This is a genomic window from Stenotrophomonas sp. NY11291, from assembly GCF_023277365.1.
GTDB lineage: Bacteria > Pseudomonadota > Gammaproteobacteria > Xanthomonadales > Xanthomonadaceae > Stenotrophomonas > Stenotrophomonas geniculata.
Window position 1 is genome coordinate 1,915,477 of the sequence record NZ_CP096975.1, and the last position, 12,596, is coordinate 1,928,072.

General features: G+C 65.3%; 10 protein-coding genes. 7 read left to right on the forward strand and 3 right to left on the reverse strand.

Going from position 1 to position 12,596, the window contains the following annotated elements; genetic code table 11:
• Positions 1-57: 57 nt before the first annotated feature.
• The 7 genes from rpsA (at position 58) to galU (ending at position 7,468) form a co-directional block, all read left to right on the forward strand.
• Positions 58-1,743, forward strand: a complete 1,686-nt coding sequence (rpsA, locus tag M1L61_RS09020; RefSeq protein WP_005416230.1) for a 30S ribosomal protein S1 — start codon at positions 58-60, stop codon at positions 1,741-1,743.
• 87 nt (positions 1,744-1,830) lie between these two features.
• Positions 1,831-2,136, forward strand: coding sequence for an integration host factor subunit beta (locus tag M1L61_RS09025; protein WP_005409286.1), 306 nt, complete (start codon positions 1,831-1,833; stop codon positions 2,134-2,136).
• 77 nt (positions 2,137-2,213) lie between these two features.
• On the forward strand, positions 2,214-2,498 hold the full coding sequence (locus M1L61_RS09030; protein WP_049423675.1) for a LapA family protein: 285 nt from the start codon (positions 2,214-2,216) through the stop codon (positions 2,496-2,498).
• A 6-nt stretch (positions 2,499-2,504) separates the two neighbouring features.
• Positions 2,505-3,683 carry a lipopolysaccharide assembly protein LapB gene (gene lapB, locus M1L61_RS09035; RefSeq protein WP_005416232.1) on the forward strand — a complete coding sequence of 393 codons (1,179 nt, stop codon included), beginning with the start codon at positions 2,505-2,507 and terminating at the stop codon, positions 3,681-3,683.
• Between the two features lie 3 nt (positions 3,684-3,686).
• The gene (locus M1L61_RS09040) at positions 3,687-4,676 is read left to right on the forward strand and encodes a glycosyltransferase family 4 protein (RefSeq protein ID WP_053442862.1); all 990 of its coding nucleotides are present in this window, start codon (positions 3,687-3,689) and stop codon (positions 4,674-4,676) included.
• 3 nt (positions 4,677-4,679) lie between these two features.
• On the forward strand, positions 4,680-6,593 hold the full coding sequence (locus M1L61_RS09045; RefSeq protein ID WP_043397011.1) for a nucleoside-diphosphate sugar epimerase/dehydratase: 1,914 nt from the start codon (positions 4,680-4,682) through the stop codon (positions 6,591-6,593).
• Complete coding sequence (gene galU, locus M1L61_RS09050; protein ID WP_019336276.1) at positions 6,590-7,468, forward strand: UTP--glucose-1-phosphate uridylyltransferase GalU; 879 nt, start codon at positions 6,590-6,592, stop codon at positions 7,466-7,468. The genes M1L61_RS09045 and galU overlap by 4 nt, the downstream gene beginning before the upstream one ends.
• Positions 7,469-8,105: 637 nt before the next feature.
• On the opposite strand, the gene M1L61_RS09055 is transcribed toward galU, so the two are convergent.
• The 3 genes from M1L61_RS09055 to M1L61_RS09065 all read right to left on the reverse strand — a co-directional run bounded on the left by M1L61_RS09055 (position 8,106) and on the right by M1L61_RS09065 (position 12,489).
• A complete protein-coding gene (locus M1L61_RS09055) occupies positions 8,106-9,314 on the reverse strand; it encodes an acetyl-CoA C-acyltransferase (protein ID WP_005409292.1) in 1,209 nt (402 codons plus the stop codon).
• 109 nt (positions 9,315-9,423) lie between these two features.
• Complete coding sequence (locus M1L61_RS09060) at positions 9,424-11,796, reverse strand: 3-hydroxyacyl-CoA dehydrogenase/enoyl-CoA hydratase family protein (protein WP_111174251.1); 2,373 nt, start codon at positions 11,794-11,796, stop codon at positions 9,424-9,426.
• Positions 11,797-11,835: 39 nt separating this feature from the next.
• Complete coding sequence (locus M1L61_RS09065) at positions 11,836-12,489, reverse strand: TetR family transcriptional regulator (protein WP_019338406.1); 654 nt, start codon at positions 12,487-12,489, stop codon at positions 11,836-11,838.
• Positions 12,490-12,596: the final 107 nt, after the last annotated feature.

Below are 12,596 nucleotides of genomic sequence, written 5' to 3' on the forward strand. Positions count from 1 at the left end.
GTCGCCATTCCCCTGAAGGGGACGCCACCGACCCATGTGTCCAACAGAGTAAATCTAATGACCGAATCATTTGCCGAACTGTTTGAAGCCAGCCAGGCCAACCTGGCCAAGCTGAAGCCGGGCGCCATCGTCAGCGGTACCGTTGTTGAAGTCCGCGGCGATGTCGTGGTGATCAACGCTGGCCTGAAGTCCGAAGGCATCGTGCCGATCGAACAGTTCCGTAACGACGCTGGCGAAATCGACGTCGCCGAAGGCGACATCGTCAAGGTCGCCCTCGACTCGATCGAGAACGGCTTCGGCGAAACCGTCCTGTCGCGCGAGAAGGCCAAGCGCGCGATGGTGTGGGACGAGCTGGAAGAAGCGTTGGAAAAGAACGAAACCATCACCGGCCGCATCAGCGGCAAGGTCAAGGGTGGTTTCACCGTGGACATCAAGGATGTCCGCGCCTTCCTGCCGGGTTCCCTGGTCGATGTGCGCCCGGTGCGCGATCCGGCCTACCTGGAAGGCAAGGAGCTCGAGTTCAAGCTCATCAAGCTGGACCGCAAGCGTAACAACGTCGTGGTCTCGCGCCGCGCTGTCGTCGAAAGCGAGCACTCGGAAGAGCGCGAGCAGCTGATGGACAAGCTGCAGGAAGGCGCGATCCTGAAGGGTGTCGTCAAGAACCTGACCGATTACGGCGCGTTCGTGGACCTGGGCGGTATCGACGGCCTGCTGCACATCACCGACATGGCGTGGAAGCGCGTGCGTCACCCGTCGGAAGTCGTGAACGTTGGCGACGAGCTGGACGTCCGCGTGCTGAAGTTCGACCGCGAGCGCAACCGCGTTTCGCTGGGCCTGAAGCAGCTGGGCGAGGATCCGTGGGACAACATCGGCCGTCGTTACCCGGCCAACAGCCGCGTCTTCGGCAAGGTCTCCAACGTCACCGATTACGGTGCGTTCGTTGAGATCGAGCCGGGCGTCGAAGGCCTGGTGCACGTCTCCGAGATGGATTGGACCAACAAGAACGTCAACCCGTCCAAGGTTGTCCAGGTTGGTGATGAAGTCGAAGTGATGGTGCTGGACGTCGATGAAGAGCGTCGCCGTATCTCGCTGGGCATGAAGCAGGTTGCCGCCAATCCGTGGGAAACCTTCGCTGCCACCCACAAGAAGGGTGACAAGGTGTCGGGCCAGATCAAGTCGATCACCGACTTCGGCATCTTCATCGGCTTGGACGGCGGCATCGACGGCCTGGTCCACCTGTCCGACATCAGCTGGAACACCACCGGCGAAGACGTCGTTCGCAACTTCAAGAAGGGCGATACCCTGGACGCCGTCGTCCTGGCTGTCGATCCGGAGCGCGAGCGCATCTCCCTGGGCGTGAAGCAGCTGGAGCAGGATCCGTTCGGCCAGTACATGGCTGCCAATCCGAAGGGCTCCAAGGTCGAAGGCGTGGTGAAGGAAGTCGACGCCAAGGGCGCGATCATCGAGCTGGCTGACGGCATCGAAGGTTACGTCTCGGCCCGCGACATCGCCAACGAGCGCGTTGACGACGCCACCCAGCACCTGAAGGTCGGCGACAAGGTCGAAGCCAAGTTCGTGGGCATGGACCGCAAGGGCCGTACCCTGCAGCTGTCGATCAAGGCCAAGGACGACGCTGAAATGCGCGAAGTGCTGGAGGAATACCAGTCCTCTTCGGCTTCCAGCGGCACCACCCAGCTGGGCGCGCTGCTGCGTGCACAGCTGAACGGCAACAAGTCCGAGTAATCGGCCTTACGCTGTTCGTTGTTTCCTGGACGGCCCGGGCATTGCCCGGGCCGTTTCAGGCTGGGATACCCCTGATGTGAGCCGGTAATGACCAAATCCGAACTGATCGAAATCCTTGCGCGCCGCCAGGCGCACCTGAAGGCCGATGATGTCGATCTGGCGGTGAAGTCGTTGCTGGAAATGATGGGCGGATCGCTGTCCGCCGGGGATCGCATCGAAATCCGTGGTTTTGGCAGCTTCTCGCTGCACTATCGTCCGCCGCGCCTGGGTCGCAACCCGAAGACCGGCGAATCGGTTGCCCTGCCGGGCAAGCACGTCCCCCATTTCAAGCCGGGCAAGGAACTGCGCGAGCGGGTCAGCAGTGTGCTGCCGCTGGACGCCGATCCGGCCTGAGCCTCCCGTCGCGCCACCGCGTGCGAATCCAGCCGCGAGTCGGATAAGCTACGGACTCCTGCCACTGGAGCTGTCGCATGAAGGTTTTTCGTCTGCTGGTCCTGCTGGCGGTACTCATTCTTGGGTTGATCATCGGTGCCATGAACATGGACGAGATGACCATCAACCTTGTTTTCACCCAACTGAAGACCTCGGTCGGCGTGGCAATCATTGCCGCATTGCTGATCGGTGTCATCGTCGGCGCTGGCCTGGTGCTGGTGAGCGTGGTCATTCCGCTCTACAGCCAGTTGCGCCGCGCCAACAAGTCCGCTGTCGCCACGCCGGCACCGGTTGCTTCCCCCCAATCTTTTGATGGACGCTGATCGAAGATGGATTTCGTCACCGAGTGGTTCTGGTTCTTCCTGTTCGTTCCGCTGGCCGCACTGGCCGGGTGGGTGATCGGACGGCGTGGTGGTCAACGCCACGGTGACAGCCAGGTCAGCCGCCTGTCGAGCACCTATTTCCGTGGCCTGAACTACCTGCTCAACGAGCAGCCGGACAAGGCCATCGAGCTGTTCCTGCACATCGCCGAGCTGGACAAGGAAACCTTCGAGACCCAGGTCGCGCTGGGCCATCTGTTCCGTCGCCGCGGCGAAGTCGACCGCGCCATCCGCCTGCATCAGGGCCTGGTCAACCGCCACGACCTCAGCGATGCGCAACGCGTGCAGGCGCTGCTGGCGCTGGGCGAGGACTACATGAAGTCCGGCCTGCTGGACCGCGCCGAAACCGTGTTCACCGAACTGGCCCAGCTGGACCAGCGTGCTCCGCAGGCACTCAAGCACCTGATCGGCATCTACCAGGCCGAGCGCGACTGGGAAAAGGCGATCGACAACGCCACCCGTTTCGAGGACGTCACCGGCGAGCCGATGGGCAAGCTGATCGGGCAGTTCGAGTGCGAACTGGCCGAACGCTTCCGCGGTGCCGGCAAGCTGGAAGAGGCGAGGGCAGCGATTGCCCGGGCCTACCAGGCCGATGCGATGTCGGTCCGTGCCGGCATCATTGAAGGCCGCCTGGAAACCGATGCCGGCAATCCGGAAGCGGCCGTGCGCGCCTTCGAGCGCGCGGCGCGCAACGATCCGGAGTACCTGCCGGAGCTGCTGCCGGCGCTGATGCAGAACTACCGCAAGGTGGGCGATCTGGCCGGCGCGCGCGCCTTCCTGTCGGAGATGACCGAGCATTACCGTGGCATTGCCCCGGTGCTGGCGCTGACCCGTCTGATGGAAGAGCAGGAGGGCGTGGCCCCGGCCCGTGCCTACCTGGGCCGCCAGCTCAAGGATCGCCCGTCGGTGCGTGGCGAGTCCGCGCTGATCGACCTGACACTGGCTGAAGGTGCCGATTCCACGGCGACCTTGCACGACCTCAAGCACATCACCGACCAGTTGCTGGTGCGCAATCCGGCCTATCGCTGCACCCGTTGTGGTTTCGGTGCGCGCACCCACCACTGGCAGTGCCCGAGCTGCAAGGAGTGGGGTACGGTCAAGCCGCTGCTGAACTACGCGGTGCTCTGATCCATGCCGTGGCTCGTGATGGGCGCGCTGCTGGGTCTGGCCCTGCTGAGTGCGGCACTGACCTGGGCAGCGCGGGGCTACGCGCTGCGCCGGCAACTGTTTGACCAGCCGGGCGAACGCCGCAGTCATAGCGTGGCGACCCCGCGTGGCGGCGGCATCGCCATCGTCATCAGCCTGATGGTGACCGCCGGTGTTGCCATGTGGGCCTGGCCCGAAGCGCGTCCGAGCCTGCTGGTCGCCAGCCTTGGCCTGGCGCTGGTGGCGGGTATCGGCTGGTGGGACGACCACCGGCCGCTTCCGGCCATGCGCCGCCTGATGGTGCACTTCATCGCCGCCGCGCTGCTGGCCGCGCTGGTCAAGGTCCATGGCGGCAGCTGGCTGCTGGCCGTACTGGTCCTGCTGTTCACCGCTTCGCTGATCAACATCTGGAATTTCATGGATGGGATCAACGGCATCGCCGCCAGCCAGGCCATCGTGGTCGCGCTGGGACTGGCGCCGCTGCTGCCTTGGCCGTACTCGCTGGCGGCGGTCGCGTTGGGGCTGGCCTGCCTTGGCTTCCTGCCGTTCAACTTCCCGCGGGCCCGGATCTTCATGGGCGATGTCGGAAGTGGCGCGCTGGGCTACGCCGTGGCGGCGGTGCTGGCACTGGCCAGCGTAAAGACCGACATTCACTGGATCCTGCTGCTGGTGTCGGCATCGCCCTTCCTTGTGGACGCGGGCTTCACACTGCTGGCGCGCATCATTTCCGGACAACGCTGGATGGAACCCCATACCCAGCACGTTTACCAGCGCGCGGTGCAGGCAGGAGCCAGTCACGCCCAGGTAACAGGGATGTACTTTGCTTTGGGCCTGTTCAGTATTACAGTGCTTAATGTCTGCTCCAATTTGCAGCCGAGGTGGGAGGCTGCCGTGGCGATCGCGTGGTTCACCGCGCTGAGCGTCCTCTGGCTCCTCCTGCGCAATGGATTGCGCCACCCAAAAGGAAATACCTGACTTATGGCTTCACCCTGGCGGGACAGAATCCTCGGCCTGATGCCGCGTTCGGCCATCGTCTGCCATGACCTGTTCATGGTCTGGGCGTGCTGGCAGCTGCTCCACGCGGGGCGGTACTCGATCCTGGCCAACGCCCCCGAGCTCCCACTCTGGAACGTCGACACCACGCTGGTGCTGCTGCTGCAGGGCATGGTGTTCTGGCGCGTCGGCCTCTATCGCGGCCTGTGGCGGTTCGCCAGCGTCAGCGACCTGCTGAACATCTTCAAGGCCAGCTTCATCGGCATGGTCGCCATCGTGCTGGTGCTGATGTGGAAGCGCTTCGACGGCGTGCCGATGTCGGTGCTGGTGATCTATCCGTTCGCGCTGTCGGCGCTGCTGGGCGCGCCGCGCCTGCTGTACCGGGCCTGGAAGGACTATCAGGCGCTGCAGTCGGACTCGTCCGCGCGTCGCGTGCTGATCCTGGGTGCCGGCCAGGCCGCCGAGACCCTGGTCCGCGACCTGCGCCGTTCGGGCAATTTCGAGCCGGTCGGCCTGCTGGACGACGCGCCGCACCTGCGCGGTGCCAAGCTGCAGGGCCTGCCGATCCTCGGCACCCTGGACGATGCGCCGACAGTGGTCCGCGAGACCGCGGCCAAGCTGCTGGTGATCGCCATTCCGTCGCTGGACGCTGCGGGCATGCAGCGCATCGTCGCCATCTGCGAAAGCACCGGCGTGCCGTTCCGCACCGTGCCCAAGCTCAGCGATATCCTGCAGGGCCAGTCGCTGCCGGGGCAGTTGAAGGAAGTGGCGATCGAGGACCTGCTCGGCCGCAAGCCGATCATGCCGGACTGGAACCTGATCCGTGGCTGGTTGGGCGGGCGTACGGTGATGGTCACCGGCGCGGGTGGTTCGATCGGCTCCGAGCTGTGCCGCCAGTGCGCGCGTCACGGCGCCGGCCGCATCATCCTGCTCGAGATCAGCGAGCTGCTGCTGCTGACCATCGAGGGCGAGCTGCGGCGCAGCTTCCCGGATGTCGAGGTCGAAGCGGTGCTGGGCGACTGCGGTGACCCGGCGGTGATCCGCCACGCCCTGTCGCTGCACCCCGTCGACACCGCCTTCCATGCCGCCGCCTACAAGCATGTGCCGGTGCTGGAGCGGCAGCTGCGCGAAGCGGTGCGCAACAACATCCTGGCCACCGAGAACGTGGCCCGCGCCTGCCTGGAGGCACGCGTGGAGCATTTCGTGTTCATCTCCACCGACAAGGCGGTCGACCCGGTCAATGCGCTGGGCGCCAGCAAGCGCTATGCGGAGATGATCTGCCAGAGCCTGGACCAGAAGTCCACGCATACCCGTTTCGTCACGGTGCGCTTCGGCAACGTGCTGGCCTCTGCAGGCAGCGTGGTGCCGTTGTTCCGCGAACAGATCCTGCGTGGCGGGCCGGTGACCGTCACCGATCCGGAGGTCAGTCGCTACTTCATGACCATCCCGGAGGCCTGCCAGCTGATCCTGCAGGCGGCCGCTTCGGCGTCGCACGGTGCGATCTATACGCTCGACATGGGCGAGCCGGTGCCGATCCGCGTGCTGGCCGAGCAGATGATCCGCCTGGCCGGCAAGCAGCCGTACAAGGACATTCCGATCATCTACACCGGGCTGCGTCCGGGCGAGAAGCTGCACGAGACGCTGTTCTATTCGGACGAGGACTACCGTTCCACCGCGCACCCGAAGATTCTCGAGGCCGGTGTACGCACGTTCTCGCGTGATCTGGTGTTGGGCAATGTTCCACGTCTGCGCGATGCCGTGGCTGGTTACGACACCACCAGCATCCAGGAGATCCTGTTCGCGACGATGCCGGAGTTTTCTCCTATCGAACAGGATGCTTACATTTCATCCGCTAAAGTCGTACCTTTTCCGGCACGTGAGGCCAACAGGCACCAATGAGCAAGCGAATTCGCAAGGCAGTTTTTCCAGTGGCAGGGCTCGGGACGCGCTTTTTGCCGGCAACCAAGACGGTTCCGAAGGAAATGTTGCCGATCATTGATCGTCCGCTGATCCAGTACGCGGTCGATGAGGCGATCGAAGCGGGCTGTGACACGCTGGTGTTCATTACCAACCGCTACAAGCACGCGGTCGCCGACTACTTCGACAAGGCCTACGAGCTGGAGCAGAAGCTCGAGCGCGCCGGCAAACAGGAACAGCTGGAGATGATCCGCCACGTGCTGCCCAACGGCGTGCGTGCGATCTTCGTGACCCAGGCCGAGGCCCTGGGCCTGGGCCATGCGGTGCTGTGCGCCAAGGCCGTGATCGGCGACGAGCCGTTCGCGGTGCTGCTGCCGGATGACCTGATCTGGAACCGCGGCGACGGCGCACTGAAGCAGATGGCCGATCTCAACGAGGCCAGTGGTGCAAGCGTGATCGCCGTTGAAGACGTGCCGCACGACAAGACGGCCAGCTACGGCATCGTGGCCACTGACGCGTTCGACGGCCGCAAGGGTCGCATTTCGCAGATCGTGGAGAAGCCGAAGCCGGAGGACGCGCCGAGCGACCTGGCGGTGGTCGGCCGTTATGTACTGAGCCCGAAGATCTTCGAGCTGCTGGAGCAGACCGGCAGCGGTGCCGGTGGCGAGATCCAGCTGACCGACGCGATCGCGCAGCTGCTGAAGACCGAGGAGGTTGATGCCTATCGTTTCGAGGGCACCCGCTTCGACTGCGGCACGCATCTGGGGCTGGTGGAGGCGACGATCCGCTTTGCGCTGGACAACCCGAAGCTGGCAGGGCCGGCGCGGGAGAAGCTGACGGCGATGTTGGCGGAATAAGGTTTATCAAGCGTTCCGTGCAGCGCCTTGATTGATACGTGATGGGCGGGACGGGTGGGCCGTTGCAGGACACGCCGTAAACCCGTCCATGGGGGCTCGATGGCGCCTTGCTCGTGTGCGCTGTCCTGCGCACACGGCAAGACCGGGGTTGGGCGTCCTGCCCAACCCGCCCGAGGCATGCCTCGGGCCCATGGCGCCAACGGTCCTGCAACGGCCCACCCGTCCCGCCTGGCAGGTTTCCTGCGGGCGCGGACGGGAAGGGCGGAATCAAAGGCAGAAGCACAATCAAAAAAGGCAGCCTATGGCTGCCTTTTTTGATTGTTGGGGTCAGAGCCCTTTGCGCAGCAAAGGGCTCTGACCCCGGCCTTTGACCCTGCCTTGCTCATCCCTCCGCAGCGCGGAATGTTGGGTGGCGCGGGTGGGTGAGGCTGACCGGGACTGTCAGCGGCATGGGCCAGGCGCATGCGCCTGGCGGGTTGGGCAGGACGCCCAACCCCGGCCTTGCTGCGTGCGCAGGATTGCGCACGCTAGCAAGCCGCTGCCAAGCCCCCAGGGACGGGTTTACGGCGTGTCCCGGGCAGCCTCACCCACCCGGGCCCCACAGCCAACCAACAATCAGCCGGCAACGCTTTGAACCTTACAGCGCTTCGAAAATACCCGCCGCGCCCATGCCGGTGCCGATGCACATCGTCACCATGCCGTACTTCTGCTGGCGACGACGCAGGCCGTGCAGCAGGGTTGCGGTACGGATCGCGCCGGTTGCACCCAGCGGGTGGCCCAGGGCGATCGCGCCGCCCAGCGGGTTGACCTTGCTCGGGTCCAGGCCGCAATCGCGGATCACCGCCAGCGACTGCGCGGCGAACGCTTCGTTCAGTTCAATCCAGTCCAGCTGGTCCTGGGTCAGGCCCGCCTGCTTCAGTGCCTTCGGGATCGCGGCGATCGGGCCGATGCCCATCACTTCCGGGCGCACGCCGGCCACCGAGAAACTGACAAAACGGGCCAGCGGGGTCAGGCCGTAATCCTTGATCGCCTGCTCAGAGGCCAGCAGCACGGCACCGGCGCCATCGCTCATCTGCGAGGAGTTGCCGGCGGTGACGGTGCCGCCGAACTGGCCGTTGCGGAACACCGGGCGCAGCTTGGCCAGGCCTTCGGCGGAGGAGTCCGGGCGCGGGCCTTCGTCGGTGTCGGCGATCTTGTTGCGGGTGATGATGCGCTGGCCATCGGCCAGGTCCGGCAGGTGCGAGACGATCTCGTACGGGCTGATCTCGTCCTTGAACTCGCCGTTCTGGATCGCCGCCATGGCCTTCTGGTGCGAGGCGAGGGCGAAGGCGTCCTGGTCTTCGCGCGAGACCTTCCACTCTTCGGCCACCTTCTCGGCGGTGATGCCCATGCCGTAGGCGATGGCCACGTGGTCGTTGTCGAACACGCTCGGTGCCATGGCGATCTTGTTGCCCATCATCGGCACCATCGACATCGACTCGGTGCCACCGGCCAGCATCAGGTCGGCGTTGCCCAGGCGGATCGCGTCGGCAGCCTGCGCCACGGCCTGCAGGCCCGAGGAGCAGAAGCGGTTCACGGTCTGTGCGGCGATGGTGTTCGGCAGGCCGGCCAGCAGCACGCCGATGCGGGCGACGTTCATGCCCTGCTCGGCTTCCGGCATCGCGCAGCCGATGATCGCGTCATCGATGCGGTTGACGTCCACGCCCGGGGCCTGCGCGACGACGCTGCGCAGCACGTGCGCAAGCATGTCGTCGGGGCGGGTGTTGCGGAACATGCCCTTGGGCGCCTTGCCGACCGGAGTACGGGTGGCGGCGACGATGTAGGCGTCCTGGATTTGCTTGGTCATTGCAGTGATCTCTCGAAGTTTTTTGCCGGTGTGCCCACCACGGTGGGCACCTACCAGAGGCGGAGGAGTGCCCACCAAGGTGGGCACCCACCAAAAGCAGTGATGGCGATCAGTTACGCAGCGGCTTGCCGGTCTTCAGCATGTGCGCGATGCGGGCCTGGGTCTTTTCCTGCTGGGCCAGTTCGACGAAGTGCTTGCGCTCCAGGGTCAGCAGCCACTCTTCGTCCACCAGGGTGCCGCGGTCGACCTTGCCGCCGCACAGCACGGTGGCGATGCGCTCGGCGATCTCGTAGTCGTACGGGCTGATGAAGCGGCCTTCCAGCATGTTGACCAGCATCATCTTGAAGGTGGCGATACCCACGTCACCGGCCACCTGGATGCGGCGTGCCGGCAGCGGCGGACGGTAGCCCGCTTCGGCCAGGGCGCGAGCTTCGGCCTTGGCGATGTGCAGCGCTTCGTAGCTGTTGAACACCACCTTGTCGGTGCTGCGCAGCAGGCCCAGTTCCTTGGCGTTGACCGCGGAGTTGGACACCTTGGCCATCGCCACGGTCTCGAAGGTCTTCTTCAGTTCGGCGAACACGTCACCGCCCGGGCCTGCGGCCTGCGAGGCGCGCACGGCCAGTTCCTTCAGGCCACCACCGGCCGGCAGCAGGCCGACGCCGGCCTCGACCAGGCCGATGTAGCTTTCCAGGAAGGCCACGGTCTTGGCGCTGTGCATCTGGAACTCGCAGCCACCACCCAGCGCCAGGCCACGCACGGCGGCAACCACCGGCACCAGCGAGTACTTGATGCGCTGGCTGGTGCGCTGGAAGTTGGCAACCATTTCTTCGAACTGGTCGACCTTGCCGGCCTGCAGCAGGCCCAGTGCACCGGCCAGATCGGCACCGGCAGAGAAGGGCTCCTTCTGCTGCCAGATCACCAGGCCCTGGAAGTCCTTCTCGGCGCGGCTGACGCATTCCTGCAGGCCGTCCAGCACCTGGTCGGACACGGTGTTCATCTTGGTCTTGAAGCTGACCACGGCGATGCCATCACCGTCGTGCCACATGCGCAGGCCGTCGTTCTCGAACACGGTCTCGCCCGGCGCGAACTTCTCGCCCAGCAGCGGATCGGGGAAGCGCTGGCGCTGGTACACCGGCAGCGACGAGCGTGGCAGCTTGGCATTGCGCGACGGGCTGTAGCTGCCTTCGGCGGCATGCACGCCGTCGCGGCCATCGAACACCCAGTCCGGCAGCGGGGCGTTGCTCATGCTCTTGCCGGCCACGATGTCATCGGCGATCCACTGTGCGACCTGCTTCCAGCCGGCGGCCTGCCAGGTTTCGAACGGGCCCAGCGACCAGCCGTAGCCCCAGCGGATGGCCAGGTCCACGTCGCGCGCGGTCTCGGCGATGTCGGCCAGGTGGTAGGCACTGTAGTGGAACAGGTCGCGGAAGGTCGCCCACAGGAACTGCGCCTGCGGGTGCTGGCTTTCGCGCAGCTTGGCGAACTTCTCGGCCGGGTTCCTGATCTTCAGGATCTCGACCACTTCCGGCGCGGCAGCGCGATCGGCCGGGCGGTAGTCCTGCTTCTCCAGGTCCAGCACCACGATGTCCTTGCCGACCTTGCGGAAGATGCCGGCGCCGGTCTTCTGGCCCAGCGCGCCCTTGGAAATCAGCGCGTCCAGCCACTTCGGCGACTTGAAGAACTCATGCCACGGATCATTCGGCAGGGTGTCGCCCATGGTCTTGATGACGTGCGCCATGGTGTCCAGGCCGACCACGTCGGAGGTGCGATAGGTCGCCGACTTCGGGCGACCGACCAGCGGGCCGGTCAGGCCGTCCACTTCATCGAAGCCCAGGCCGAACTGCTGGGTGTGGTGGATGGTCGACAGGATCGAGAACACGCCGATGCGGTTGCCGATGAAGTTCGGGGTGTCCTTGGCGTACACCACGCCCTTGCCCAGGGTGGTGACCAGGAAGGCTTCCAGGCCTTCCAGCACGGCGGCATCGGTGGTGGTGGCCGGGATCAGCTCGGCCAGGTGCATGTAGCGCGGCGGGTTGAAGAAGTGCACGCCGCAGAAGCGGTGACGCAGCTGCTCGGGCAGCACGTCGGCCAGCTTGTTGATGCCCAGGCCCGAGGTGTTGGAGGCCAGCACCGCGTGGTCGGCCACGAACGGCGCGATCTTCTTGTACAGGTCCTGCTTCCAGTCCATGCGCTCGGCAATGGCCTCGATGATCAGGTCGCAGTCCTTCAGCTGCTCCAGGCCCGACTCATAGTTGGCCGGGGTGATGGCTTCGGCCAGCGACTTGCTGGCCAGCGGCGCCGGGCTCAGCTTGCCCAGGTTGGCGATCGCCTTCAGCACGATGCCGTCGGCCGGACCTTCCTTGGCAGGCAGGTCGAACAGCACGGTGTCGACGCCAGCGTTGGTGAGGTGGGCGGCGATCTGGGCACCCATGACGCCGGCACCCAGCACGGCGGCGCGGCGGACTAGCAGGGAATTGGACATGGTGTAGGGCCTTTGTTGGTCAGCAGTTACTGGGTGGAATCAAAGGGAAGCGGGCAGGGCGCTGGCGCGTGCGGCGGCGCGGAACCCGGCTTCGGCGAAATGGATCAGTTCGTGGGCGGCATGGGCACGATGCGCCGCTTCGGTGACACCGGCGGGACGCTTGATCAGCCCGAAGTCGGCCATGGCATAGGTGAGCGAGCCGGCCAGGAAGTCCAGGCGCCAGTACAGCTCTTCCTTGCTCAGGCCGGGCACGCACTCGCCGATGGCCTTGCCGAACGCACGCAGCACGTGGCCGTAGTGGTCAGACAGGAACTTGCGCAGGTTGTCGTTCTTCTCGGCATAGGCGCGGGCGATCACGCGCACGAAGGCGCCGCCGTTCTGGCGGTCCTGGGCCAGCGCCAGCGCCGGTTCGACGAAGGCGGCCAGCACCGGGCGCAGTTCACCGGGGTGTTCGCTGCGGGCCCGCTCCAGCTGCGACAGGCGGGCACCGGTCATCTCGTCCATGCGGCGGCGGAAGACCTCGTTGACCAGGTTTTCCTTGGAACCGAAGTGGTAGTTGACCGCGGCGATGTTGACGTCGGCCTGGCTGGTCACCTGCCGCAGCGAGGTGCCGGCGAAGCCGTGCTGGGCGAACAGCTCCTCGGCCGCGCCGAGGATCCGGTCCTTGGTCGAGAAGTGGGCGGGCTTGGCCATCGATGGGCGGACCTTAATCAAACGATTGTTTGATACTAGAACCAGACGGTACCGTATGGCATTTTGCAGTGCAGCAAAATCGGCCGGCTCGGTCAGATTTCACTCAG

Bases quoted from the DNA above. Each gene is read 5' to 3' on its own strand.
- rpsA (WP_005416230.1), top strand. From the start codon at position 58: ATGACCGAATCATTTGCCGAACTGTTTGAAGCCAGCCAGGCCAACCTG.
- M1L61_RS09025 (WP_005409286.1), top strand. From the start codon at position 1,831: ATGACCAAATCCGAACTGATCGAAATCCTTGCGCGCCGCCAGGCGCAC.
- M1L61_RS09030 (WP_049423675.1), top strand. From the start codon at position 2,214: ATGAAGGTTTTTCGTCTGCTGGTCCTGCTGGCGGTACTCATTCTTGGG.
- lapB (WP_005416232.1), top strand. From the start codon at position 2,505: ATGGATTTCGTCACCGAGTGGTTCTGGTTCTTCCTGTTCGTTCCGCTG.
- M1L61_RS09040 (WP_053442862.1), top strand. From the start codon at position 3,687: ATGCCGTGGCTCGTGATGGGCGCGCTGCTGGGTCTGGCCCTGCTGAGT.
- M1L61_RS09045 (WP_043397011.1), top strand. From the start codon at position 4,680: ATGGCTTCACCCTGGCGGGACAGAATCCTCGGCCTGATGCCGCGTTCG.
- galU (WP_019336276.1), top strand. From the start codon at position 6,590: ATGAGCAAGCGAATTCGCAAGGCAGTTTTTCCAGTGGCAGGGCTCGGG.
- M1L61_RS09055 (WP_005409292.1), bottom strand. From the start codon at position 9,314: ATGACCAAGCAAATCCAGGACGCCTACATCGTCGCCGCCACCCGTACT.
- M1L61_RS09060 (WP_111174251.1), bottom strand. From the start codon at position 11,796: ATGTCCAATTCCCTGCTAGTCCGCCGCGCCGCCGTGCTGGGTGCCGGC.
- M1L61_RS09065 (WP_019338406.1), bottom strand. From the start codon at position 12,489: ATGGCCAAGCCCGCCCACTTCTCGACCAAGGACCGGATCCTCGGCGCG.